Annotated in this window: 19 protein-coding genes; 14 read left to right on the top strand and 5 right to left on the bottom strand. The window is 71.9% G+C overall.

Annotated elements, in window-relative coordinates:
* Window positions 1–10 precede the first annotated feature (10 nt).
* Together G4Z16_RS07530 and G4Z16_RS07525 are read right to left on the bottom strand one after the other, a co-directional pair.
* Window positions 11–490: a ferritin-like domain-containing protein gene (locus tag G4Z16_RS07530; protein WP_028435469.1), complete on the bottom strand. Its 480-nt coding sequence runs from the start codon at window positions 488–490 to the stop codon at window positions 11–13.
* Window positions 487–1035: a hypothetical protein gene (locus tag G4Z16_RS07525; protein WP_197349969.1), complete on the bottom strand. Its 549-nt coding sequence runs from the start codon at window positions 1033–1035 to the stop codon at window positions 487–489. The genes G4Z16_RS07530 and G4Z16_RS07525 overlap by 4 nt, the downstream gene beginning before the upstream one ends.
* A 357-nt stretch (window positions 1036–1392) precedes the next feature.
* Here G4Z16_RS07525 and rimP point away from each other — a divergent pair, with 357 nt between their 5' ends.
* From rimP to G4Z16_RS07460, 13 genes are all read left to right on the top strand, one after another.
* Window positions 1393–1941, top strand: coding sequence for a ribosome maturation factor RimP (gene rimP, locus G4Z16_RS07520; RefSeq protein WP_197349967.1), 549 nt, complete (start codon window positions 1393–1395; stop codon window positions 1939–1941).
* 2 nt (window positions 1942–1943) lie between these two features.
* Window positions 1944–2981 (top strand): transcription termination factor NusA, encoded by a 1038-nt coding sequence (nusA, locus tag G4Z16_RS07515; protein ID WP_197349965.1) that lies wholly within the window; start codon window positions 1944–1946, stop codon window positions 2979–2981.
* A 61-nt stretch (window positions 2982–3042) separates the two neighbouring features.
* Entirely contained in the window at window positions 3043–3330 is a 288-nt protein-coding gene (locus G4Z16_RS07510) for a YlxR family protein (RefSeq protein ID WP_197349963.1), read from the top strand.
* A 157-nt stretch (window positions 3331–3487) separates the two neighbouring features.
* A complete protein-coding gene (infB, locus tag G4Z16_RS07505; protein WP_197349961.1) occupies window positions 3488–6580 on the top strand; it encodes a translation initiation factor IF-2 in 3093 nt (1030 codons plus the stop codon).
* 101 nt (window positions 6581–6681) lie between these two features.
* A complete protein-coding gene (locus tag G4Z16_RS07500; protein WP_197349960.1) occupies window positions 6682–6978 on the top strand; it encodes a DUF503 domain-containing protein in 297 nt (98 codons plus the stop codon).
* Window positions 6979–6993: 15 nt separating this feature from the next.
* A complete protein-coding gene (gene rbfA, locus G4Z16_RS07495; RefSeq protein ID WP_197349958.1) occupies window positions 6994–7440 on the top strand; it encodes a 30S ribosome-binding factor RbfA in 447 nt (148 codons plus the stop codon).
* A gap of 3 nt (window positions 7441–7443) precedes the next feature.
* Window positions 7444–8397 (top strand): tRNA pseudouridine(55) synthase TruB, encoded by a 954-nt coding sequence (truB, locus tag G4Z16_RS07490; RefSeq protein WP_197349956.1) that lies wholly within the window; start codon window positions 7444–7446, stop codon window positions 8395–8397.
* Window positions 8398–8541: 144 nt separating this feature from the next.
* Window positions 8542–9963, top strand: a complete 1422-nt coding sequence (locus G4Z16_RS07485) for a four-carbon acid sugar kinase family protein (protein WP_246530724.1) — start codon at window positions 8542–8544, stop codon at window positions 9961–9963.
* Entirely contained in the window at window positions 9960–10991 is a 1032-nt protein-coding gene (gene pdxA / locus G4Z16_RS07480) for a 4-hydroxythreonine-4-phosphate dehydrogenase PdxA (RefSeq protein WP_197349954.1), read from the top strand. The genes G4Z16_RS07485 and pdxA overlap by 4 nt, the downstream gene beginning before the upstream one ends.
* A gap of 46 nt (window positions 10992–11037) precedes the next feature.
* A complete protein-coding gene (locus G4Z16_RS07475; protein WP_197349952.1) occupies window positions 11038–12417 on the top strand; it encodes an MFS transporter in 1380 nt (459 codons plus the stop codon).
* Between the two features lie 4 nt (window positions 12418–12421).
* Window positions 12422–13210 carry a DeoR/GlpR family DNA-binding transcription regulator gene (locus tag G4Z16_RS07470; protein ID WP_197349950.1) on the top strand — a complete coding sequence of 263 codons (789 nt, stop codon included), beginning with the start codon at window positions 12422–12424 and terminating at the stop codon, window positions 13208–13210.
* 177 nt (window positions 13211–13387) lie between these two features.
* Entirely contained in the window at window positions 13388–16969 is a 3582-nt protein-coding gene (locus tag G4Z16_RS07465) for a trypsin-like peptidase domain-containing protein (RefSeq protein WP_343070936.1), read from the top strand.
* Window positions 16970–17024: 55 nt separating this feature from the next.
* Entirely contained in the window at window positions 17025–18020 is a 996-nt protein-coding gene (locus tag G4Z16_RS07460; RefSeq protein WP_197349946.1) for a bifunctional riboflavin kinase/FAD synthetase, read from the top strand.
* A 98-nt stretch (window positions 18021–18118) separates the two neighbouring features.
* On the opposite strand, the gene G4Z16_RS07455 is transcribed toward G4Z16_RS07460, so the two are convergent.
* From G4Z16_RS07455 to eccE, 3 genes are all read right to left on the bottom strand, one after another.
* Entirely contained in the window at window positions 18119–21238 is a 3120-nt protein-coding gene (locus tag G4Z16_RS07455; protein WP_197349945.1) for an SCO5717 family growth-regulating ATPase, read from the bottom strand.
* A gap of 385 nt (window positions 21239–21623) precedes the next feature.
* Window positions 21624–22478 (bottom strand): hypothetical protein, encoded by an 855-nt coding sequence (locus G4Z16_RS07450; RefSeq protein ID WP_246531236.1) that lies wholly within the window; start codon window positions 22476–22478, stop codon window positions 21624–21626.
* A 32-nt stretch (window positions 22479–22510) separates the two neighbouring features.
* Entirely contained in the window at window positions 22511–23698 is a 1188-nt protein-coding gene (gene eccE / locus G4Z16_RS07445) for a type VII secretion protein EccE (RefSeq protein WP_246530723.1), read from the bottom strand.
* A gap of 677 nt (window positions 23699–24375) precedes the next feature.
* On the opposite strand from eccE, the gene eccB reads away from it, so the two are divergent.
* Window positions 24376–25929: a type VII secretion protein EccB gene (gene eccB / locus G4Z16_RS07440; protein WP_197349942.1), complete on the top strand. Its 1554-nt coding sequence runs from the start codon at window positions 24376–24378 to the stop codon at window positions 25927–25929.
* Window positions 25930–26155: the final 226 nt, after the last annotated feature.

Below are 26155 nucleotides of genomic sequence, written 5' to 3'. Positions count from 1 at the left end.
CCGGGGACGGTCAGAGCGAACCGGACGTCCCACCGGGCGACGGCGACCCCGAAGACGCCGGGCCGTCGGAGCCGGAGCGCTCGGAGAGACCAGGGAAGGCTACGCTGCTGCCCCGCCACCGCACCGACCGGACCGCCGCCTCGCTCAGCAGCGCCGCCGCCTCCCGTCTGCGGGCACCCTCACTGGCCCGCACGAGGTCCGCGTACACACCGGCGAGCCGGTCCTCCAACTCGGCCGCGAGCCGTACCGCGGCGGCGCTGTCCGGCACCGCGAAGGGCAGTGCGTACGCCGCGGCCGCCGGTTCCGGCTCGCCGCCCAGGTCACGTACCTCCCGGCGGAGCACGTCGCGGCGGGCCCGGTGCGCGTCGTAGGCGCTGCGCGCCTCGCCCTGACGGGACGACTCGATGCGTCCGCCGACGACGCCGTAGCCGTAGACGGTGGCGTGCTCGGCCGCCAGGGCCGCCTGCACGGCGTCGACCAGCTTCTTCATGAGCCGCCGTCCTTCCCGTCCGCGCCGAGCAGATAAGCGTGCGCCGCGCCCGCCGCCGCGAGCGACGCCAGGAGCCGGGCGGTCTCCGGCGGCGCCTTCACCAGCGCCGCGGTGCGGGCCCGTGCGGTACGCCGCTCCGCGTCGCCCAGTTCCGTCAGCGCCGCCTTCTCGTCACCGGGCACCCGCCGCTTGCGGTGCTTGCCGTTCTTCCCGGTGCCCGGGCCGCCGTCACCGCCCTTGCCGCCGCCGTTGCCGTTCCGGCCGTGGCCGCCCTTGCCGTCGTCCTGGCCGCTGAGCATCTCCGCGTGCCGCATCGTCGCCGCGCGCAGTGGACGCAGCAGGTCCGCGAGGCCCGAGTGGGCGTCGGCGGTGGCGTCGTAGCGTGCCAGCAGATCGAGGCTCTGCTCGGTGGCCTCGTGCCGCAGCCGCTTCTCCAGCCCGGCGGTCTGCGCGGCGTCCGTACCGCTCCCGCTCCCCGAGCACCCCGAGACGAGCGCCGTCAGCGCTCCGAGAGGGGCGAGCGTGCTCAGAGTCCCGGCGACCATCGACCTTCTGCGCGGGCCCGCCGGCGGGTGGGTGCACCCCCGGGCCGGAGGACCTGGGGGAGGCGTCAGCGGCATGAGGGCTCCCTGAGCGGCGTCGGCACATCGCTGGAAATCTCTGCGGCGGGCACCACGTACGGTGATCACCGCCCCGAGAGCGTACCCGCGTCCATTCGAACGCATCGACGGGCCACCCTCGCTACCGCATGGGTACCCGCACGTCCCTGACATCCCGCCCGGATCGCCCGTCTGGTCGGCGCCGAGCGTGGCAGACGTTAGGCTTGGACCGGTACACGACCAGTTCACCTCCCCTGTTACAGGCACCCCTACAACAGCACACGCGGCCGAGGAGTCACCCGGATGAGCACCACCCAGAGCGAGAGGCTGCGCGCACTGCTCGAGCCGCTCGTGAGCAAGAAGGGGCTGGATCTCGAAGAGATCGAGGTGACCCCCGCGGGGAGACGGCGGGTGCTCCGCGTCGTGGTCGATTCCGACGACGGGGTCGAGCTGGACATGTGCGCCGAGCTGAGCCGCGCGTTCTCCGAAGTGCTGGACGAGTCGGACCCCATGGGCGGCAACCCGTATGTGCTGGAAGTGACCTCCCCCGGGGCGGACCGTCCGCTGACCGAGCAGCGCCACTACCGCCGTGCCGTCGGCCGGCTGGTCAAGGCGAATCTCACGGAGGCCGCGGGCGGCGGCGAAGTGACCGCACGTGTCACGGGCGTCGACGACGAGGGAATCGACCTGGAGGTCCCGGGCGTGAAGGGGCGCAAGCCCACCGCCCGCCGGCTCGCCTTCGACGACATCGCGAAGGCCCGCGTGGAGATCGAGTTCAACCGCAAGGCCGCCGAGAAGCGAGCGCAGCACGGGTCCGCGGCCGCTGACGACGAAGGCAAGGAGGAGGCGTAGCCGTGGACATCGACATGAGTGCCCTGCGCGGGCTGGTGAGGGAGAAGGAGATCTCCCTCGATCTGCTGGTCGAGGCGATCGAATCGGCCCTCCTCATCGCCTACCACCGCACGGAGGGCAGCCACCGCGACGCCCGCGTCGAGCTGGACCGCAAGACCGGTCATGTGACGGTCTGGGCCAAGGAGAGCCCGTCCGATCTGCCGGAGGGAGCCGAACCGCAGGAATTCGACGACACCCCGACCGGATTCGGGCGCATCGCCGCCACCACCGCCAAGCAGGTCATCCTGCAGCGGCTGCGGGACGCCGAGGAGGAGGTCACCTTCGGCGAGTACGCGGGCCGGGAGGGCGACGTCGTCGCGGGCGTGGTCCAGCAGGGCAAGGACCCGAAGAGCGTGCTGGTCGACATCGGCAAGCTGGAGGCGATCCTTCCGCCGCAGGAGCAGGTTCCGGGCGAGGACTACGCGCACGGCACCCGGCTGCGCACCTACGTCGTGCGGGTCGCCAAGGGCGTCCGCGGGCCTTCGGTGACGCTCTCGCGTACCCACCCGAACCTGGTCAGGAAGCTCTTCGAGCTGGAGGTGCCGGAGATCGCGGACGGCTCGGTCGAGATCGCCGCCATCGCACGCGAGGCGGGGCACCGTACGAAGATCGCCGTGCGTTCGACGCGCTCCGGGCTGAACGCCAAGGGCGCATGCATCGGGCCGATGGGCGGCCGTGTGCGCAACGTCATGGCGGAGCTGCACGGCGAGAAGATCGACATCGTGGACTGGTCCGACGACCCTGCCGACCTGGTCGCCCACGCGCTCTCCCCGGCACGTGTGAATCAGGTCGAGATCATCGATCTCGCGGCGCGTTCCGCCCGAGTGACGGTGCCCGACTACCAGCTGTCCCTCGCGATCGGCAAGGAAGGCCAGAACGCCCGCCTCGCCGCACGGCTGACGGGCTGGCGCATCGACATCCGTCCGGACACGGCGGACGCCGGCGAAGCCGTCTCGGCGGAGCCCGAAACGGCGCCGGGACACGCTGCCGAACAGGGCTGAAACCAACAGGGTCCCCGTTACCCCCGAAGGGGTGTGACGGTACGGGGAGGTAGACTTAACAGTGTCTGGCCGGACGCGAGTCCGAGCATGCCCACAGCGCACTTGCGTGGGCTGTCGGAAGCGCTCGGACAAACCCGATCTGCTGCGTGTGGTGCTGAGCGGGGGCCGCTGCGTCCCTGATCTTCGCGGTACGCTGCCCGGCCGGGGCGCGTATCTGCATCCCATGTCGATCTGCCTCGACCAGGCTGTCCGTCGACGGGCGTTCAACAGGGCCTTCCGCGGCCCGGGGCCGTTCGACGTGACAGCGCTGCGGCGGCAGATGGAGCAGATCGAGCAGGCAGAAACGTAAGACAGTCCGTTCGGAACCCTCCGTTCGGAGAGGTACCTCGCGAGTCGGAAGTAGGTCGAGATTGCGATGAGCACTCGATGAGTACGCGATGAGTACGCCCATGCATAAGTAGCGAAGGTCCGGCGGCGGATGAGCCCCCCGGACCGTAAGGAGCGAAGTGGCTAAGGTCCGGGTATATGAGCTCGCGAAGGAGCTCGGAGTCGAGAGCAAGGTCGTCATGGCCAAGCTCAACGAACTGGGCGAATTCGTTCGCTCGGCGTCCTCGACGATCGAGGCGCCGGTAGTACGCAAGTTGACCGACGCGTTCGACGCGGCCGGTGGTGCCGGAGCGTCCGGTGCCAAGAAGTCCGCGGCGAAGCCGGCGGCGCCGAAGAAGGCAGCCGCCAAGCCCGCCGCCCCCAAGCCCGGCGGTGCGGCCGCACCCAAGCCCGGCGCGGGAGCAGCGAAGACGAGCCAGTCCAAGACTCCCAAGCCGGGAGCACCCAAGCCGGCACCGGAAGCCCCTGTCTCGCCCGCGCCCGCGGCCGAGGGGGAGACCGGCGGCCCGGTCACTCCGGCCGCTCCCGCGTCCGGCCAGACGGAGGCCCCCAAGCCGGGCGGCCCCAAGCCCGGTCCGGCGAAGCCGGAGTTCTCGGCCCCGGCCGCCTCGGCGGACACCGCCAAGCCCGGTGCGACGGCTCCGAAGCCCGGGCAGGCACCCAAGCCCGGCCAGGGCGGCGCGCCGAAGCCCGGCCAGAGCCAGGGCGGCCGCGGTGGCCAGAGCGCACGTCCGGGTCAGGGCGCACCCAAGCCGGGTGGCCGTCCGTCCGGCCCGCGTCCGGGCAACAACCCCTTCACATCCGGCGGTTCGACCGGTATGGCGCGCCCGCAGGCGCCCCGTCCTGGTGGTGCCCCCAAGCCGGGGCAGCCGCCGAAGCCCGGTCAGGGCGCGGGCGGTCCGCGTCCGCAGGCGCCGGGCGGCCGTGGTGGTGCCACTCCGGGCAACATGCCCCGCCCGCAGGGCGGCGGCCAGGGCGGTCCGCGTCCCGGCGGCGGTGGCGGTGGTAACCGGCCCAACCCGGGCATGATGCCGCAGCGTCCCGCTGCCGCTCCGCGTCCGGGCCCCGGCCGCAGTGGTCCCGGTGGCGGCCGCGGTGGACCTGGTGGCGGTCCCGGCCGTCCCGGCGGCGGCGGTGGCGGCGGCTTCGGCGGTCGTCCCGGCGGCGGTGGCGGCGGTGGCCGTCCCGGCGGCGGTGGCGGCGGTTTCGCCGGTCGTCCCGGTGGTGGCGGCGGTGGCCGTCCCGGTTTCGCCGGACGTCCCGGCGGTCCCGGTGGCCGCGGTGGTACGCAGGGCGCGTTCGGCCGTCCCGGCGGTCCGGCCCGGCGTGGCCGCAAGTCGAAGCGGCAGCGCCGCCAGGAGTACGAGCAGATGCAGGCGCCGTCGGTCGGCGGCGTGATGCTTCCGCGCGGCAAGGGCGAGACCGTACGGCTCTCGCGCGGCGCCTCGCTCACCGACTTCGCGGAGAAGATCAACGCCAACCCGGCGTCGCTTGTCCAGGTGATGTTCAACCTGGGCGAGATGGTCACCGCGACGCAGTCCGTCTCCGACGAGACGCTGAGCCTGCTCGGCGAGGAGATGAACTACGTCGTCCAGATCGTCAGCCCGGAGGAGGAGGACCGCGAGCTTCTCGAGTCCTTCGACATCGAGTTCGGCGAGGACGAGGGCGGCGAGAAGGCCCTCATGCCGCGTCCGCCGGTCGTGACCGTCATGGGTCACGTCGACCACGGTAAGACGCGCCTTCTGGACGCGATCCGCAAGACCAACGTCATTGCGGGCGAGGCCGGCGGCATCACCCAGCACATCGGTGCCTACCAGGCCGCGACCGAGGTCAACGACGAGGAGCGCAGGCTCACCTTCATCGACACCCCCGGTCACGAGGCGTTCACCGCCATGCGTGCCCGTGGTGCCAAGTCGACGGACATCGCGATCCTGGTGGTCGCGGCGAACGACGGCGTCATGCCCCAGACGATCGAGGCGCTGAACCACGCCAAGGCGGCCGAAGTGCCGATCGTGGTCGCGGTCAACAAGATCGACGTCGAGGGCGCCGACCCGACGAAGGTGCGCGGTCAGCTGACCGAGTACGGCCTGGTGGCCGAGGAGTACGGCGGCGACACGATGTTCGTCGACATCTCCGCCAAGCAGGGCGAGAACATCGACGCGCTGCTCGAAGCGGTCGTGCTGACCGCGGACGCGGCGCTCGACCTGCGGGCCAACCCGGAGCAGGACGCACAGGGCATCGCGATCGAGGCACACCTCGACCGCGGCCGTGGCGCCGTGGCGACCGTGCTGGTCCAGCGGGGCACGCTCCGCGTCGGCGACACCATGGTCGTGGGCGACGCCTACGGCAGGGTTCGCGCGATGCTCGACGACAAGGGCGAGAACATCAAGGAAGCGGGTCCCGCGACCCCCGTCCTCGTCCTGGGTCTGACGAATGTCCCCGGTGCCGGCGACAACTTCCTGGTTGTCGAGGAGGACCGGACGGCCCGTCAGATCGCCGAGAAGCGTGCCGCCCGTGAGCGCAACGCCGCGTTCGCCAAGCGCACCCGCAGGGTCTCCCTGGAGGACCTGGACAAGGTGCTCAAGGCGGGCGAGGTGCAGCAGCTCAACCTCATCATCAAGGGCGACGCCTCCGGTTCGGTCGAGGCCCTGGAGTCCTCGCTGCTTCAGCTGGACGTCGGCGACGAGGTCGATCTGCGCATCCTGCACCGCGGTGTCGGTGCGGTCACCGAGACCGACATCGACCTGGCCACGGGTTCGGACGCCATCGTCATCGGCTTCAACGTCCGCGCCGAGGGGCGTGCGACGCAGATGGCCGAGCGCGAGGGCGTGGACGTCCGCTACTACTCGGTGATCTACCAGGTCATCGAGGAGATCGAGGCGGCCCTCAAGGGCATGCTCAAGCCGGAGTACGAAGAGGTCGAGCTCGGCACGGCGGAGATCCGCGAGGTCTTCCGCTCCTCCAAGCTCGGCAACATCGCGGGTGTCCTCATCCGCTCCGGCGAGGTCAAGCGGAACACCAAGGCCCGCCTCGTGCGCGACGGCAAGGTCGTGGCGGAGAACCTCAACATCGAGGGCCTGCGCCGCTTCAAGGACGACGTCACCGAGATCCGCGACGGCTTCGAGGGCGGTATCAACCTCGGCAGCTACAACGACATCAAGGTCGACGACGTCATCGCCACGTACGAGATGCGGGAGAAGCCCCGCGGCTGACGCTGCCGCGGCGCCGCAGCAGGCGAGTCGAGCCGGTCCGGGGCCGGTCGGCGGAGGAAACTCCGTCGATCGGCCCCGGCGGCATCTTCTACGATCTCCGGGTGTATGTCGGGACTCTTTCCATCGACCTGCTGCTGGGCGACGTCCGTTCGCTGAAGCAGAAGCGCTCCGTCGTCCGCCCGATCGTCGCCGAACTGCAGCGCAAGTACGCGGTGAGCGTGGCGGAGGTCGCGGAGCAGGATCTCTACCGCCGCACCAGGATCGGTCTGGCGACGGTCTCGGGGGACGCGGCACACGTGTCGGATGTGCTGGACCGGTGCGAGCGGCTCGTCGCCGCACGCCCGGAAGTGGAACTGCTGTCGGTGAGGCGGCGCTTCCACGGAGAAGAAGACGATTAGCGAGGAGACGGACCAGTGGCCGACAATGCACGGGCGAAGAGGCTTGCCGACCTCATCCGTGAGGTGGTCGCGGAGAAGCTGCACCGGGGGATCAAGGACCCGCGGCTCGGCACACATGTGACCGTCACGGACACCCGGGTCACCGGGGACCTGCGGGAGGCGACGGTGTTCTACACCGTCTACGGCGACGACGAGGACCGCAAGGCGGCTGCCGCCGGGCTGGAGAGCGCAAAGGGCGTGCTGCGCACGGCTGTCGGTGCGGCAGCGGGCGTGAAGCACACTCCCAGCCTGAGTTTCGTCGCGGACGCCCTCCCGGAGAACGCCCGCACGATCGACGACCTCCTCGCGCGGGCGAAGGCGTCGGACGAGGAGGTCCGCAAGGCCTCCTCCGGTGCGGACTACGCGGGTGGGGCGGACCCCTACCGCAAGCCGGGCGAGGACGAGCAGGCCGAGGACGAATGAGCTGTGGCACGTAAGAAGGACCAGGATCCCGGCGGGCTCGTCGTCGTCGACAAGCCCGCCGGATTCACGTCGCACGACGTCGTCGCGAAGCTGCGCGGCATGGCCCGCACGCGGCGCGTCGGGCATGCGGGCACGCTGGACCCGATGGCCACCGGCGTGCTCGTCATCGGCACCGGGAAGACCACACGGCTGCTCGGTCATCTCGCCCTGACGGAGAAGGAGTACGTCGCGACGGTCCGGCTCGGGCAGAGCACGGTCACCGACGACGCCGAGGGCGAGGTGACCGCCGCGCGCGGCGCCTCCGGCATCACGGGCGAGGCGCTCGAGGCGGCCGTCGGCAAGCTCACCGGGCGCATCCGCCAGGTGCCGTCGAAGGTGAGCGCGGTGAAGGTCGACGGCAAGCGCTCCTATCAGCGCGTGCGCGAGGGTGAGGAGGTGGAACTCGCCGCCCGCGACATCACCGTCTCCGCGTTCGACGTGCACGAGGTGCGCCGCGGTGAACGGGCCGAGGACGGCACCGAAGTCACCGATCTGGTGGTCTCGGTCGTGTGCTCGTCCGGCACCTATGTGCGGGCGCTGGCGCGCGATCTGGGCGAATCCCTCGGTACGGGCGGGCACTTGACGGCGCTGCGCCGCACGCGCGTGGGGCCCTACCGGCTGGAGGAGGCCCGCTCCCTGGAGGCGCTGCAGAACGAGACGGACAGCGGCGCAGGGCCGGCGTTGCTGCCCCTCGCGGACGCCGCCGCCGCGGCCTTCCCGCGCTGGGACGTCGACGCGGAACAGGCAAGGATGCTCGGCAACGGCGTGCAACTGCGCATGCCGGCACCGGAGTCGGCGCAGGGGAGGGCCGAAGGCCCTGTGCCCGTCGCGGTCTTCGGTCCCGAGGGCGAACTGGTGGCGCTCGTCGAGGACCGCCAGGGCCGCGCGAAGAGCCTCGCGGTGTTCGTCCAGCAGTAGCCACGGCGCTCCGAAAAGGCAGCCACCGCTCCCGAAGTTGCGCGGTTCGCGCGAAAACCCTTCCACCTCGTCTTCTTGCACCTCTTGACAGGCGCAATGTGCGGAGACGAAGCTTGGCTGAGCGAAACGCGCAGGAAATACTGCGTGAATCAGTCAAGTAGCGAGGCCGGGGCCGGCCTGGAGGGCATCGTGGCGCAGATACTCGTGGTCGCCGACGACCTCACCGGCAGCAACGCCACCGGCGCCCTCTTCGCGCGTCAGGGTCTGCACACGGTCACCGTCAGCGACCTCGAACAGGTGCCGCGGTACGCCGACGCCGTCGACGTCCTCGTGGTCAACACCGGGTCCCGCCGCTTCACGCAGGCGGAGAGCTACGACGCCGTGCACGCCGCGGTCACCGCGGCGGCCGGCGACGGCCTCGTCGTCAAGCGCGTCGACACCACGCTGCGCGGCAACCCCGGCCGCGAACTGGACGCCGTCGTCGACGCGGTCACCGTGGGCGACGCGTCAACGCCCGTACGCGTGCTGGCGGTTCCCGCCTTTCCCGACGCCGGGCGAACGACGGTGGGCGGCATCCACCTCGTGGACGGCGTTCCGCTGACCCGGACGCCCGTCGCCCAGGACCTGTTCAACTCGGTGCGGCACTCCCGCATCACCTCCGTCATCGGGGAGCAGAGCGCGCTGACCACCGCCGAAGTCCCGCTCGACGTCGTCGAGGACGGCCCCGACCGGGTGCTTGAGGCCTTGCGGCAGCCGGCCCGCGTGCTGGTCTGCGACGCCACCGACAACGAGCATCTGCGTACCGTCGCGGCCGCGGCCGCCCGGCTCACCGCCGAGGACGGAACGCGCTGGATCTCCCTGGACTCCGGCCCGTTCGGAGCGGCCCTCGCGGCGGAGCTGGGCATCCGCCCGGCGGGCGCCGCGCCCCGCGTCCTCGCGATCGTCGGCAGCGTCACGGAGGCCACGAACGAGCAGATCGCCAGGACCGAGAAGGCGCTCGGCGCGCACTACGTCCTGATGGACCCGGACGACCCGGCGCCCGATCCGCAGCGGATCGTGGGCGAGTTGCAGGCCGCGGCCGATTCCGGGGCGGGGGTGCTCGGTGTGCGGGTCGCGCCGACTGCCGTTCGCGATCCCGCCGCGGCGGAGCGCATCCTGCGCTGCCTCGCCGAGGTCGCCGTGCATGCCGTCGACGCTCTGAACCCGGGCGGTCTCTACACCTCCGGCGGTGACGTCGCCGCCGCCGTCACCGGCGCGCTCGGTGCCGAGGGCTTCGCCATCGAGGCGGAGGTGCTGCCGCTCGCCGTGGCGGGCCATCTGGCCGGCGGGCCGCACAGTGGTCTGCCCTTCGCCACGAAAGGCGGACTCATCGGCGGCCCCGACGCCGCCGTGGCCTGCCTGGAGCGGTTGCGTGCCATGCACACGCGCGGCGCTCCCCGGGCTCCCGGAACTCCCGGGCGACCCGGACCTTCCGGTGACCCGGACGCCGACCCGGACGGTTCCGGCACGCCCCACAACTCCACATCGGGTTCCAACCACCGCAGAGCAGAAGAGGTTTCCTCATGACCAGCCGCCGGCTTCCCGTTCTCGCCGTCACCCTCGGCGACCCCGCTGGCATCGGGCCCGAGATCACCGCCCGTACCCTCGCCGACCCGCAGACCGCGGGCCTCGCGCACGGCATCGCCGTCGGAGACGCCGCCGTGCTGCGCAGGGCCGTCAAGGTGTGCGGGCTGGACGTCCAGGTGAACGCGGTCGGTTCGGTCGCGGAGGCCCGCTTCGCGCCCGGCACCATCGACGTCCTTGACCTGGGCATCGCCGGCGACGACCTGGAGTGGGGCAAGGTCAGCGCCGTGGCGGGCCGTTCGGCCGTGGCCGCCATCGAGGCCGCCACCGCCGCCGCGATGGCGCGCGAGGTCGACGGGATCGTCACCGCACCCATCAACAAGGAGGCGGTGTGGGCCGCGGGAGCCGAACACCTCGGCCACACCGAGATGCTCGGCGAACTGACCGGCGCCGCGCACTTCGACACGATGTTCGTCGTCCGCGGGCTGAAGATCTTCTTCACGACGCGGCACGTCTCCCTGCGCAAGGCGCTCGACCAGATCGACGAGGAGCGCGTGAGCGCCAGCATCCGCCACGCCGTCACTGCCCTGCGGGTCTTCGGCCACGACGAACCGCGGCTCGGTGTCGCGGCCATCAACCCGCACGGCGGCGAGAACGGGCACTTCGGGGACGAGGAGATCGTCGCGCTGCGGCCGGCCGTCGAGAGGACCGCGGCCGAGGGACTCGACGTCGTCGGCCCGATCCCGGCCGACTCCGTCTTCCACCAGGGGCTGCAGGGCCGCTTCGACGGCGTGCTCTCGCACTTCCACGACCAGGGGCACATCCCCGCCAAGACCGTCGACTTCGACGGAACGGTCTCGGTGACCGTGGGCCTGCCGATCCTCCGCACCTCGGTGGACCACGGAACGGCCTTCGACATCGCCGGAACCGGCAAGGCCTCGCCGGGCACCATGGCCGCCGCCTTCCGCGCAGGCGTCGACTTCAGCAGCTCGGCCGAACGCATCAGGGCGACCTACGGCGGCGCAGCCTGACCGCCGGACCGGATTCCCTGATCGAGCACGTCAGTTGGAGCACCACATGACACCCGCAACACCCCCGGCCGGAGAAGGATCCGCAACGGGAACGCCGATACCGGCGAAGCGCTGGACGTACGTCATCCCCGTGGCCGTGGTGATGTACATGCTGGCGTTCCTGGACCGCAGCAACGTCTCGGTGATCCTGCCCTACATGGACGGTGACCTGAGCCTGTCGGCCGCCGACGAGGGCATGGTCACCGGAATCTTCTTCCTGGGCTACGTCTTCCTCCAGATCCCCGGCGCGATCCTGGCGCAGCGCTGGAGCGCCCGTAAGACCGTGATGATCCTGATGATCGCGTGGGGCGTCGCCGCCATGGCCTGCGGGCTCGTGCAGACCAAGGAGCAGTTCTACGTCGCCCGGTTCGTCCTCGGCCTGTTCGAGGGCGGTGTGTGGCCCGCCGTGCTCATCCTGCTGGCGTCCTGGTTCCCGCTGCGCGAGCGTGCGCGTGCCAACGCCCTGTGGATGGCCTGCCTGCCGATCTCGTCCATCATCATGGCCCCGCTCTCCGGGCTGATGCTGGACCACACCGACTGGCGCTGGGTGCTGGTGCTTCAGGGCTTCCCGCCGCTGATCTGGGCCGTGGTGTGGTGGTTCGCGGTGGCCGACCACCCGTCGCAGGCACGCTGGATCTCGCGCACCGAGTCCGAGTACGTCGAGCGGTCGCTGGCGGCGGACGAGGCGGCCAAGCCCGCCTCGGGTTCCGGCTCCTACATGGACGCCATCAAGCAGAGGTCCGTGCTCGTCCTGATCGCGATCTACTTCTTCTGGATCACCGGCTTCTACGGCTTCACGCTGTGGCTGCCGTCCGTCATCAAGACGCTCACGCACGACGGTTCGTCGACGCAGGTGGGTCTCCTCAGCGCGATCCCGTTCACGGTGGCTCTCATCGTCATGGTCGCCAACGCGGCATGGTCGGACCGCACCGGGAAGCGTCGGCAGGCCGTCGCCGTGCCGCTCGTCGTCGCGATCGCCGCGCTGCTGCTCGGGCAGATCGTGCAGGGCGGCGTCCTGGGGATGGTGCTGCTCTGCGTCACCGCGGGCGCGCTCTACGCACCGTACGGGCCTTTCTGGGCGATCCCCGGCGGGGTGCTGCGGATCGAGGTGGTGGCCGTCGCCATGGGTCTCATCAACGCCCTTGGCAACCTGGGGGGTTACGTCGGTCCCTACCTGGTGGGCTGGCTCACGGACAGCACGGGGACGAGCGTGACCGGCTTCGGCGTCCTCGCCGGGTTCCTCGCCGTGGCCGTGGTGCTGGTGCTCACCGGGTTGCGTCCGTCCGCGGAGGCGGTCACGGCGGCGCCCGCCGCCGGGCCGGATGCCGAGGATCGGGCGGCCGAGGAGTCGCGCATGGTGAAGTCCCTTGCGGAGGAAGGACGATGAGCGGATGAGCACTGCCCGTCCCCGCGCGCCCCGCCGAGGCACCGCGCGCCGCCGCGACGACATCCTGCGGGAGGTGCTCGCGGGCAACGGCGAGATAACCGAACTCGCCGCCCGCTTCGGGATCTCCGTCTCCACGGTCCGCCGTGACCTCCAGCAGCTGGCCGGGGACGGGCACATCCACCGCACCTACGGAGGCGCCGTCGCGGGCGGCCATGCCGCCGAACGCACCCTGGACGAGAAGGAGTCGGGCAACCGCGCCCAGAAGGAGGCCATCGCGCGGGCCGCCGCCGAGCACGTCCACGACGGCGACGTGATCCTCATCGACGCGGGCACGACGACGGGGAGGCTGGCCCGTCTGCTGCAGTCGCGCGGTTCGCTCACCGTCATCACCAACTCCACCATCGCGCTGCGGCATCTCGCGGAGGCACAGGGGATCGAACTGATCGTTCTCGGCGGACGGGTGCGCCGGCCGAACGGGGCGATCCTCGGCCCCGAGGGAGAGGAGACACTGCGACGGCTCACGCCCGACGTGGTCTTCCTCGGCGCGGACGGACTGCACGCGCGCGACGGTCTCTCCTGCCCCACTCTTGAACAGGCCCACTCGAAGGAGCTGATGGCCGAGCGCGGACGCGAGGTGCTCGTGCTGGCGGATTCCTCCAAGTTGGGCGACAGCCCCTTCCCGTACCACGCCCGCCACATCGGTCCGTGGACGCTCGTCACGGACGCGGCTGCTGCTCCCGATCAGGTCATGGAGTTCACGGCGGGCGGGAAATGCGAAGTGGTGACCGCGTAGCAGGCGGCGGCGCACCGGCCGTCCATTCCCGCACGCCACGGTATTCACTCCAACGGCCGGGCGCTCGGGGTGAGTCGACGGCGCGGGCGGGGGCGCTTTCCCCGCAGCCCCTGTCACCGCTGATCAACTTCCCTCTACGGTCGGTCCGTTCGGGTCGGCCGAGGTGGACGGTGCGTGATGGGAGCGGTGCTCGCGGAGCAGGCACTGGTGCGGATCTGCGATCTGGCGGGACGGGCGCGCGGGACCGGCTTCGTCGCCGACGGCAGCGGCACGGTGATCACCAGCCATGAGGCGGTGGACGGGCTCGGCCGTGTCGTCGTGCACGCGCGCGGTGAACGCAGCCATCTCGCCGAGTCCGACGCGATCACCCGGCTTCCCGAATGGGACCTCGCCCTGATCCGTACGGAGGGCCTCGGCGTCGCTCCCCTTCTCATCGGCGCGGAACGGCCGGCGGCCGGAACCACGCGCGTACGGCTGTTCACGGGGGACGCGGGGAGCGACGACGGCGGGTGCGGTGACTGCGGGGGAGCAGAGGGGGACGAGTCGGCCGGCGACCTGGAGGGCGCGGAGGCCGGCGCGCGGCAGCGGGACTCGGGCTGGACCGAGGCGGAACTGGCCGGGCGCGCCTCCACGGTCACCTACATCTCCACCGACCGCTTCCACGACCTGGAGGGGGCGCTGGAGCTGACGCTGCCCGGGTCCGCGGCGGCCCGCCTCCGCCTGAACGCTCCGGCCTCGGGTTCACCCGTACTCGACACCGCGACCGGCGCTGTGCTGGCCGTGCTGGGCACCGCCCTGCACGCCCCGGGCCGGCGCCATGCGGCGTTCGCCGTGCCGCTCCGCCCGGCCGGACTGTGGGAAGCGGAAGGGCAGTTGGGGGCGCTGCTCTCCCACAACGGTGCGACGGTTCCCGGATACGGGCCGGACCTCAATCTCGCCGGTGCGCTGCGGCTGACCGCGGCGACCGTGCCACCCGGCCTGCGGGGGAGCGCCATGGCGGGGAGTGGCACGGCCTGCGCGCCCCGGCGCATCGACCGTCCCGAAGTCGCCCGGGTCCTGCGCGAGTTCAGCGAGAGCGGCGCATCCGTGACGGCTCTGGTCGGGCGTGCCGGCTCAGGACGTACGACTGAACTCGCCGCGCTCGCAGCCGCAAGAGCCGGCGACGCGGCGCCCGCACCCACGGTCTGGCTGCGCGGCGCGCACCCGCGCGAGGGCGACGGCAGCGTGCGGGAGGCGCTGGGGCGGGTGCTGGGCCCGGCGGCGGAACGGCACGGGGCCGCCATGGGCGGCACTGCCGCCTCCGGTGCGGATGTCGTCGCACGGCTGGCGCGGGATGCGCGGCGGCCGCTGCTGGTGCTGCTGGACGGGCCGGAGGAGATGCCCGCCGGCCTCGCACGGGATCTGCGCCGCTGGGCGACGGGCACGTCGAGCTGGCTCCGTGCCGCGGGCGCGAGGATGCTGATCGCCTGCGGACCTGAACAGTGGGCGGAACTCGGGGAGTTGCTCCCCGGCGACATGCTCTTCGGAACCGGCGACCAGCCCGGCCGGGGCGATGCGCCCCCGTGCGTACGGCTCGGTGACCTGTCCGCCCCGCAAGCCGCATCGGCGCGTGAGCTGTACGGACTGGGCCCCGGAGACCTCGCCCCTGCGGACGCCGGACATCCGCTGGCCCTGCGCATGCTGGGGGAGATCCGCGCCGCTCAGGAGCCCGGGCCCGCCGATCAAGGGGGCGGGGACCTCGACGCGTGCGGGGGCTCGCGTCCCGCACCCCCGACCCGGGACGGCATCTTCTCCGCGTACCTCGCCCTCGTAGCCCTGCGGATCGCGCGCACGCTCTCCCCCGGGGGATCCGCCGGTGCGGTGCGGCGGCTGGCGGCCCGTACGGCAGGTGCGCTGCACCAGGCCGCGCGGCGCGGCCTCGGAACCGGTCAGGGCGCCCTGAGCCGGGGCGACTTCGAGGAGATCTTCCCCACCTCGGCCGGCTGGGCGGAGGCGGTGCTCAGGGACGGCGTCCTGGAAGCCGTGGGCGAGGAATTCCGCTTCGCCGACGAGGAGTTCGGCGAATGGCTGCAGGGCCGGCACCTGGACGTCGACGCCGCGCTGGAGACGCTCGTGCACAGGCGGCGGTCCGGTGACAGGCCCCACGGAGCGGCGCTCGTTCCCAGGCACAGGATCGGCCGGATCGTGCACGCGCTCGTCCTGTGCGACCGAGTCGAGGGCGCGAACGCTCTGGAGAGGCGGTTGCGGCCGCTTGCCGACGCGGTCTCCTCGGACGAGGAGGGCGAAGCCGTGTGGTGGGCGGGCCGGCTGCTGCGGGAGACGCTGCTGCGGGTGCCGGACGCCCGCCCGTACTACGGCCTCCTGCGCGGGCTCGCGGAGCACTTCGTCGCCGAAGGACGCGACGGCGCGGGCGTGTTCGGCCCGTCGTTCTGGCGGCGGCTCGCCCTGCCGACCGCTCAGCGGATCGGGTTGCTGCGCCTTCTGCTGCCCGCCGACGCTCCGCATTCGGGGACGGGGGACAAGGGGGAGGAGCGGTACCTTCATGTCGTCGGCGAGTTGCTGGCCGCGGAACCGCACGCCGTACAGCCCCTGCTGTGCGGCTGGTTCACCGACCGGCGCAGGCTCGCCGAGTCCGCGGACGCCGGCAGCCACGGCGACGGCGAGATGCCCCGGCCCACGGTCGCGTCTGCCGCGCAGGCCCTGCTGTACACACACCGCCGGCAGGCCACTGACATGACGCTCGACCTCCTGACAGATGCCTGCCATCCGCGCGCCGACGAGCTCCTCGGCGAGCTCGCCCAGGAGGAACCCTCCGCGCTGTGCCGCGCCGTCGAACGCTGGGCACACGACGACAGGACGCTGCGGCAGATCGCGGCCGCCGAGTACGGGCCGCTCATGGCGCGGCATGTGCGGTCGGGCGCCGACCGCGAGCATCTGCGGCGTGCCGCGCGCGCCCTGCTGCGCATCCCCGGCGGTTCCTCCCTGCACGGTCCGGCGGCACTGGCGATGCTGCTGCGACTGCCCCACGGCACATCCGGGGCCGCCGGCGCGGACGCCGGCGCCCCGGACGCATCCGCCGAGCGGGACCGCCACCTCGATGCAGCCGTCGGCCTCCTCGCCACGACCGGATCGGCCGAGCTGGCGGATGCGCTCGTCGCCGAGCTCTCCGACCGGCCCGCACCCGCGCTCGCCGCGTTCAAGGCCCGCCTGTGCGAACAGCCCGGCGGCGGAGCGCACCACCTCGCCGAAGTGCTGGCCGCCGTACGCGCCGCGGATCTCGCCGTACCGACCGCGGAGGTGACGCGTCACCACGCCGAGATGCGCCCGGAGACGGCCGGGGAAGCACTGGCCGCGTTCGTACGCGGCCGGCTCGCGCACCGCCCGCAGGGCTGCGAGGGAATCCAGATGCTGATCGACGCGCTGCAGCGGACACCCTGCGCGCCCCTCAGAGCCGGCCTGGCGCGGGCCCTCCGCAGCCTCGGCGGGCCGGTGACCGAGGAGCTGCTGGGTGTCCTGCTCCTCGGGGAGCGCGACCCGGCCGTCCTGGAGGCGGCACTGGAAGCCGCGCCGCGCCGGACGAGGAACGCGACGGGGGTCGAAAGCCACGTAACAGGAGAAACAGCCGAGCGCGGTCCGGAAGCACAGCCACCGGCGCAGCCGCAGACGCCGAAGACCGGGCCCGGCCCCGCAGGTGCGCCGGGCGGCGGCCGCCCCCTGGGAGGCCCTCCTCAGGCGCGGGTCCCGTGCGTGAGCCGCTGAGCACCATGGCACCCTTGGACCGGCGGAACCATCGGCATCGGCGAGGAGCAGGGACGTGCAACGCTGGCGTGGCTTGGAGGACATCCCGGAGGGCTGGGGGCGCAGCGTCGTCACCATCGGCTCGTACGACGGGGTGCACCGCGGGCACCAGCTGATCATCAACAGGACGGTGGCACGCGCCCGCGAACTGGGAGTGCCCGCCGTCGTCGTCACCTTCGACCCGCATCCGAGCGAGGTCGTGCGCCCCGGAAGCCACCCGCCGCTGCTCGCGCCGCACCCGAGGCGTGCCGAGATCATGGCGCAGCTCGGCGTGGACGCCGTACTCGTGCTGCCCTTCACCGCCGAGTTCTCGAAGCTCACGCCGGCGGACTTCGTGGCGAAGGTGCTGGTCGACAAGCTGCACGCGGTCAGCGTGGTCGAGGGCCCGAACTTCCGTTTCGGCCACAAGGCCGCGGGTGACGTCGCCTTCCTCACCGAGCTGGGCGGGACCTACGACTACGAGGTCGTCGTCGTCGATCTCTACGAACGCGGCTCGGCCGGCGGCGGAGAGCCCTTCTCCTCGACCCTGGTGCGGCGCCTGGTCGCCGAAGGGGACGTGGACGGGGCCGCCGAGGTGCTGGGCAGGCCGCACCGCGTCGAGGGCGTGGTCGTGCGCGGCGCGCAGCGCGGCCGTCAACTGGGCTATCCCACGGCCAACGTGGAGACCGTCCCGCACACGGCGGTGCCCGCCGACGGGGTCTACGCGGGGTGGCTGAACGCCGACGGTGAGCGGATGCCCGCGGCCATCTCCGTCGGCACGAACCCGCAGTTCGACGGCACGGAGCGAACCGTCGAGGCGTACGCGATCGACCGCGTCGATCTGGACCTGTACGGCAAGCATGTCTCCGTCGACCTCCTGGAGTACATCCGCGGCCAGGAGAAGTTCGACACCCTGGACGCCCTCATGGCGCGGATGGCGGAGGACGTCGAGCGGTGCCGCGTGCTGGTGGCGCGGGCCGAGGCCGACGTGGACGCGGATGTGGCAGGGGCGGGGGAGGCCGGGACGGCCTGACGCGGCCGGGCGTCCCAGGACACGTCGCAGGCACAAGAACGACGCCGGTCCAGGGGTGATCCCCCGGACCGGCCTTGTGATCGTCCTGCCGCGTTTCGCTAACGCTGAGGCGGCACCTGACCGGGAGGCTGCTGCGGCCAGCCACCGCCTTGCTGCGGATACGGCTGCTGCCCCGGCTGTTGCTGCTGCGGGAAGGGCGGCTGCTGACCGTACGCCTGCTGCGGGGGCTGACCCTGCTGGCCGGGCAGCGGCGGTGGCATCTGCGCGGGCGGGTTGCCGCCGTTGCCCGACCACAGGCCCTGTTCCTGCTGCTGGCGCGCGAAGTCCTCCGCGATGAGGGCCGAGAGGTTGAAGTACGCCTCACGGGTCTTGGGGCGCATCATGTCCAGGTCCAACTCGGCGCCCGCGGAGAGGTGTTCGTCGAAGGGAATGGTCACCACGCCGCGGCAGCGCGTCTGGAAGTGCGCCACGATGTCCTCGACCTTGATCATCTTTCCGGTCTCGCGGACACCGGAGATCACCGTGATGCCCCGCTGCACCAGGTCTCCGTAGCCGTGCGCCGAGAGCCAGTCCAGCGTGGTGCTCGCGCTGCTCGCGCCGTCCACGGACGGGGTGGAGATGATGACCAACTGGTCGGCGAGGTCGAGCACTCCGCGCATCGCCGAGTAGAGCAGACCCGTGCCCGAATCGGTGAGGATGATCGGGTACTGCCTGCCGAGGATGTCGATGACGCGCCGGTAGTCCTCGTCGTTGAACGTGGTGGACACGGCCGGGTCCACGTCGTTCGCCAGGATCTCCAGGCCCGACGCCGCCTGCGAGGTGAAGCGGCGGATGTCCATGTAGCTGTTGACGTACGGGATCGCCGTCACCAGGTCACGGATGGTCGCGCCCGTCTCACGCCGCACACGGCGGCCCAGGGTGCCCGCGTCCGGATTCGCGTCGATCGCGATGACCTTGTCCTGCCGCTCCGTCGCCAGCGTCGAGCCGAGCGCCGTCGTGGTCGTCGTCTTGCCCACGCCGCCCTTGAGGCTGATGACGGCGATGCGGTAGCAGGACAGCACCGGCGTACGGATGAGGCTCAGCTTGCGCTCCCGCTCGGCCTCCTCCTTCTTGCCGCCCAGGCGGAACTTGCTGCCGAGGGCAGGATTCTGGGAACGCGGCTTCTTCCGGTTGTTGACCAGACGGTCCGAGGAGAGCTCGACCGCGGCCGTGTAGCCGAGCGGATTGCCGCCCTGACCCTGGCGCCGCGCGTCATCGGCCGGAGACTGCCCGGGTGCCATGGCACCGGGGTCACCGGTACCGGGCTGTGGGCCCTGCGGGGCGCCCGGCCCGGCAGGACCGGGCTGCTGCGGTGGCTGGTAGGCCTGGTACGGCGGCTGGTCGTGCTGTGCCGGCTGACCGGACTGCCAGGCCGGGGGATACCCGTAGCCCTGCGGCTGCTGCTGGCCGGGCTGTTGCTGCTGTCCGGGCTGGGGGTAGCCGTAACCGGGCTGCGGTGTCTGCGGGTTGGGCGCGGGCTGCTGCTGCGGCTGCTGCTGAGGTGGCTGCGCCTGCTGCGGCTGGGGCTGCCCGGGTTGGGGATAGCCGTAGCCCTGCGGCTGCTGCTGGCCGGGCTGTTGCTGCTGTCCGGGCTGGGGGTAGCCGTAACCCGGCTGCGGCGCCTGGGGGTTGGCCGCCTGCTGCTGCGCGGGCTGCGCCTGCTGCGGTTGCGGCTGCGCCTGTTGCGGGTACCCGTACCCGGCCTGCGCTGCCTGTCCGGTGCCCGCCGCGGGCGGCATCTCGCCCGGCTGCTGCTGGCCGGGCTGGTGCTGCTGTCCGGGCTGGGGGTAGCCGTAACCGGGCTGCGGCGTCTGCGGGTTGGGCGCGGGCTGCTGCTGCGAGGGCTGAGGCTGCGCCTGTCCCTGCTGGGGGTAGCCGTAACCGGACTGCTGCTGTGCCGCCTGCTGCTGCGGGTAGCCGTAGCCCCCCTGCTGCGGGAACTGCGCGGCCGCAGGTGTACCCGGAGCAGGAGTCTCCTGCGCGGGGGCCGAGGGAACGGGTGGCGGATTTCCCGCAACCGGAGACGCGTCGGATCCCGACGCGGCCGGCTGGAAGTCCGGCGGGAGCGGCGGCAGTTCGCCGGACTGCGCCGCGTCACCGCTGCCGCTGCCCTGCGGCGTCCAAGGGGTGCTCTGCTGGGGGAGCGGCGTCGCCTCGGAGCTCGGGCTTTCCCCGACCCTGGGATCGGCGCCGGTGGCGCCCGCGGCCGTGTCGTCGGCGACGGCGGGACCTGCCGGGTCCGACGTCTTCGGCCTCCCGGGCCCGTCCCCCGCATCATCGTCCGTCCCGCGATCGTCCGACGCGGTGTCGCCGACGGGAGGAGCCCCGGCATCGCTCGCGGCACTGTCCGCACCGGAGCCGTCGGACTCCCGCTGCGCTGCGTCGTCGGCGGCGTATGCGGCGTCGACATAGGCCGCGTCGTCAGTCACCGACGGCTGCTCGTCGTCGTGTGGACCGGTCGGCGCCGAGCCTTCCGAACTCTCCGTACCGGCAGAGCTGCCGGCGGCGGGTTCCGGAACGGAGGGGAAGGACGGGAACGACGGGGGGGACACGGCAGGCGTCTCCGACGCCGTGGCACCCGCGTCATCCGCCCGCTCGGGCGTGGTGGCGGCGCCGTCGCTCCGGTCGGACCGCTGCCCCGAGTCGCCCTGCGGCTCCCCGAATTCTCCGGTGCGGGGCCCCTGTTCCTGCTGGTCCTGGCCCCCTTGCTGGTTCTGCGGCTCCCACTGCCGCAGCGACGGGAACACCTGCGTGTCGTCGGCGGGCGCGGGGGAGGGGTGGTTCCCGGTGGATGTGTTCCGCGGGTCCCCGCCGGAGGGATCGCCGGCAGGCGGCGACTGCGTGAACTGCGTGGGCTGAGGAGGCAAGTTCTGCGGCGGTTCCGGAACGAACGGGCCCGGGCCGGGAGGCTGCTCCTGCGGCGGACCCGGCAGCGGCTGCGGCGGCCCCGGCACCTGGAACGGGGGCGGCGTCGTCGGACCGCTCGGATTGTCGCCCACGCCGGGGGTGTTGGGGGCCGCGGCGCTGTCGGCGTCCTGCGTGTACCAGGCAGGAGGCGTGTAGTCGATGGTGAACTGCCCCGTCGACTCCGTGTCGTTCTCGGGCGCTGAATCCGCGTCGGCTCGATCGGTATCGGGCCCCGTCCTGCCCCAGCGGATCTCGTCCCGATCGCTGCTCACAATGCCTCCTGCTGTGTGGTCGCACACCCCGTTTGTTGCGCAGTGGCCCAGCCTAATCTCGACGGCTCAAGGCACGGCACTGTGGCCCCGTTGGCGCTCGGTGCCCGGGGCCACTTCTGTTCGACACGACCCGACTCAACCAGTCGAAGGTCTCGGTCCAGTCTCGGAGCGCACCGCCCGGCGGTCAACTTTCCGCCGATTCATGGCCGCTGTCCGTCCTGTACCCAGGTGCGTTGTCGTGAGGGGGACGGAGCGGATGACGAGTGTCAGCAGATCCGGGCCGAATGAGCAATTGCCGAACAGCTCCGTACCGGCCGGTGTCCGGCGGGATTCGGGCAGGATCCGCCTGCCTCGTCCCGCCGGACACGGTCACATCGCCGCGGCGTCAGTCGAGGCGCCGGGGGTTGCCGAGCAATCCCGTCTCGGCGTCGGTCGGCTGCGTGAGCGAGTAGTACCTGTCCTTGCGCGTGCACCACAGCGTCACGCCGTCACCCAGCGTCGAGAGCGCCTCGGTCTCCTCGCGAGGCAGCCGCATCGTCCGCGACAGGTGCGCCGCCTCGTCCGGGGAGACCCGCTGGATGCCCACCAGGGACGAGGTCTGCAGCAGCCGCGGCGCCGCCGGGCTGAGATAGGGGAGCAGCGTCACCACGGACTGCCACGGCGCCGAAGTCACCCGCCCGCGCGGCGGCTTCATGCCGCAGTCGCGGATGATGACGACGGGGCTGCTCACGGACGGACCGAGCGAGGGCACATGCCCCACGTCGTACAGCGTCATGCACTGCTGCTCGGCACCCGCCGCCCTGACGAGCGCCGTCCACACATGAGCACGGCCCGTCTCCACCGCGACGCGCGCCCCCGTGCCCGCCGCGCGCAGCGCGAGAACCTGGGCCGTCCACAGACCGCCGATCAGCAGCACGTCGTAGGCCGTGCGGCGGCTCAGCCCGAGAACGGCGGGCTGCCGGTGCGCGTCGGTGCCGATGACGACACCGTCGTCGCCCAACGGGACGCCTATCGCGGCGAGTTCTTCCACCGCGACCCTGTGACGCAGATGGCGCGGCCCGCGCAGCCCGAATCCGGGACGGCGCGGCCGTGCCGCCGCGTGCTGTGCACCCTCGTCGTGGCCGAAGACCGGGATGACCCCGGTGTCGGTCGCGGTCGCCACGTGGCGAGGCTGCGCCGGTTCGCCGTCCTGCCCCAGGCCGCCCTGCGGCTGCTGGCGGCCCAGACCCGCACCGGGCATGCCGGTCTGCCTCGGCATCATCGGAGTGGACATCAGCTGGTGCCTCCGAGGGGCAGAGTGGCGAGCACGCCGGGCACTTGCTCCCGGTCCAGCGGGACGAGCCCCGTCTTCGCCCGGCTCGCCGTGCGCTGCAGTTCGCGCCGCGCTGTGGACAGGTCGTTCTCGCTCCGGGTGACGATGCGCACGTGCCCCGCGATAGAGGCCGAACGCCCGTCGCCCGGGCCGATCGTCATGCTGAACACGGAGGTGAACACCCGCAGCGAGGTGAGGATCGACGCGAGGTGCGCCGAGCTCACGGCGTTCGGGCCGACCTGCGGCCAGCGGCTGATCCAGTACGTCGTGTGCCAGCGGTCGTCACAGCGCCAGCCGCGCACCGACTCCTCCGTGCGCCGCTGCGCCGGGCGGCCGTCCTGCGAGGTGGCGTTGCTGGCACGGGGGTTGAGGCATGTGGAGGTGGCCAGCGCCTGGATGACCTCCGTCTCGTTGAGCACCGAGGCGCTGAAGCCCGCGCCCTCGAGCCGGCTGGCGAGCTGGTCCGCGGCGCGCACCAGCGAACGCTGTGCGCCTCCGAGTCCGCCGCCGCGCGCCTCGATGGCCTCCGGCGTCAGCTCGGGCGTGAGCTTCAGCGCGACCCAGGTCATCCGGAGCGACGGGATCCCCGAAGCCTCCTGCAGCGTCCCGTACGAACGCGCAACCACCGACTGCTCCGGCAGATGCGGCGCCGGAGCCGGCTGGGTGTGCTGGACGATCTGCACGCACTCCAGCCGGATGTCGTCCGTCGTCAGCGCGTCGTGCAGAACGTCGAGGGGCACGGGGCGCTCGACGCGGCCCGTGCGACCGGGGCGCAGCGGCGCGTCCTTGCCCTCGACGGCGATCAGCGCCGTGAGGAACGTGCCGTCACCGACCATGCCGACCGCGCGGTCCTCGCGCGTGACGTACGTGGACGTCTGCACGGCCTCGTCGCACTCGACGACCGGCGTGAGACTGGGATCGGTGCCGGCCGGAACCGGGTACTTCGCCGCACGTTTGCGCCGCCGCAGCGAACGCTTCAACTCGTACCACTCGGACAGCGGGTGCTGCCGCCGGCGCACCAGCGCGAACAGCGTCAGCAGCCCGGCCAGCACGGCGGCCGGCGCCAGGAGCCACTTCTGCGACGCGAACGCGGCGACCAGCACCAGTCCGGCCGCGAGTTCGATCAGAACCAGCTGCTGCAGCCGCACCGGACCGAAACTGCCGGGCTTGCTGCTCAGCCGGAGCGTGGCTGTCGTGGGTGCCGGAGAGGCGGCCGGAGCCTGTTGCCCGTCATTCCGCTGAGACGGGACGCGCTGGCCCCGGGACCGGCTGCGGGTGGCGCTCGTCATCCCCCGTGATTCCCCTTCGAGGTGTCATCTGCACGGCTGCTGACCACAGTCGCCGCTTCCGCGTGCGGTGCGCGTCACCGGACGCGGGTGCGGGCCGGACAGGCGCTTTCTGCGTCATGCCTTCGGTGATTCTTCCGGTCCGGCGCTTCGCCGTCCCGGCGTCTGCGGTCGCCCCCTGCTGTGCCGTCGTTACGCCGGCGCCCGTGCCGTACGGGGAGCCGGACCGGCCCGCATCGCCACGGATGCCAGGCCGGACGTCAGGATACTCATCGCCGAGTGCGTCCCGCAGGCGGCCGACAGCAGCAGCGCGTGAGGGCATTGTGCGGATACCGCGACCTCTGCCCCCACCCGGGCGTTTGCGCATGCACCGTGGGGCGGCATAGTAGTGCCGCCGGGGGAGGCGGACTTGGGGGTCGGCACCGGGCCGGGGCGGCGACGCGGAGCGCGTGGACAGCCGCCTCGTGGCCACCGGGAGCACCAAGAGACCACCCTCACCGGTTACTTCATCAGCACGGGAACGGAAGAGACGGGGACCGATGTCGACGCGGCGGGACGAGCTCAGCGCCCACACCTTCGCGCGGAAGCGCACGCTTGCAGCCTTTCTGCAGCCGGATTCGAGAGTGTCCGACGAAGAGGCCCCGCGTCCCGTGCGCGCGATGATGCCCAGCATCGTCGTGGCCGTGGTGCTGGTCGCCGGAAGCATCGCCTGGGGCGCCATCGCCCCCAGCGCGCCCCCCGGTTGGGACAAGCCCGGAGAGCACATCATCGTCGACAGCGATTCCACGACGCGATATGTGGTGCTCCCGCACAAGACGAAGACAGGCAAGAAGATCAAGCAGCTCCACCCGGTGCTGAACTTCGCGTCCGCCAGGCTCGTCCTGGACAAGGGCAAGGGCGAGGTCATAGAGGTCTCCGGCAAGGACATCGACGAGAGCCCCATCCCGCGCGGCGCCACCATCGGCATCCCGTACGCGCCCGACCGGCTGCCGACCAACGCCGACGCCGAGTCGGCCAAGGAATGGGCGGTCTGCGAGAAGCCCGGCCCCAACGCTCAAAGCGAGCCCCAGCAGGGCGTGTTCGTACTCGGCGGCCGTGACAAGAACACCCTCAAGGACAAGAACCGGCTGGGCCAGGGCGAGGGCCTGTACGTCGAGGACGCCGAGACGGGCGACCGGTACGTGGTCGACGGCACGGGTACGAAGATGAAGCTCTTCGGCTCGCCGGAGGACCACGCAAAGCTCAATCCCCAGGAGTACGAGGCGAACCGCAGCGTGCTGACCAAGCAGGTGCTGCGGGACCCGGGCGAGCCTCAGAAGGTCTCCGGCCAGTGGCTCAAGACCCTGAACCCGGGTGCCGACATCGACTACCCGACCCTGGACGAGGGCAAGGGAACCCCGGCGAGCTTCCCCGGTGCCGAGGGTCTGCCTGAGGAAGCCCGTTCGGTCGGGCAGGTGCTGAAGTCCAGTTCCGGGGGCGCGCCTTACTACTACGTCGTGCTGGGCAAGGGCGTGCAGCGTGTCAGTCCTCTGCTGGCGAGGATGTTCCTCGTGCAGCAGCCCGGCAACAAGCTCATCCCGGTCAGCACCGCGCAGGTGGCGGGGGCCGAGTCCTCGGACACGATGAAGACCGGCGGACGCGGCTGGCCCAAGGACGTCCTGAACCGCGTCAACCGCCCGGCCGAAGGCCTCGGTTCGACGTCTCGCGCGGTCTCCTGCAGCGTCTACACCGGGAAGATGTCCAGCGGCGGGCCGAAGCTCGCCGCCTGGGCCGGTCCGGACTTCCCCGCGAACATCGTCGGTGGCTCCGCCAGCGCCTACGTCAGCTCCGGATCGGGCCTGCTCTACAGCGAGTTCAGCGGCAGGGGCGGCGGTGGCGCCCAGTTCCTCCTGACCGACTCGGGCCTGCGTTACGCCCTTCCCAAGGGCGGCGGGGACGAACAGCAGGGAGCGGGGGCGAGCGAGAAGAGCCCGACCGCGCGACTCGGCTACGAGAAGGCCAAGATCGCCCCGGTCCCGCAGACTTGGTCCTCGCTGCTGCCGAAGGGCCCGACCCTCGACACCGAGAGTGCCTCCCAGGAACAGGGTCTGTGACGATCCGGCCGGTCGCACGTATCGCCCGGTGGATTCCCGGGTAGAACGTAACTCCCGTCCTCTGGGCGGGAGTTACGTCTTTTCGGGGGTTTCAGGGGGTCGACCGGGGGCAGGGTGACCTCGGTGCGCAAGGCACCGGCCGCAGCGCGATCACGGATTGGTCGCGGCGGTGTGTTGACCACGTGACGGTAATGGCATGCGAACAGCTGTGTCGGTGGGGCAGGGT

It is taken from the genome of Streptomyces bathyalis, from assembly GCF_015910445.1.
GTDB classification, from domain to species: domain Bacteria; phylum Actinomycetota; class Actinomycetes; order Streptomycetales; family Streptomycetaceae; genus Streptomyces; species Streptomyces bathyalis.
Note: the sequence above shows the minus strand (reverse complement) of the source record. Positions and strands in the feature narration are given on the sequence as shown.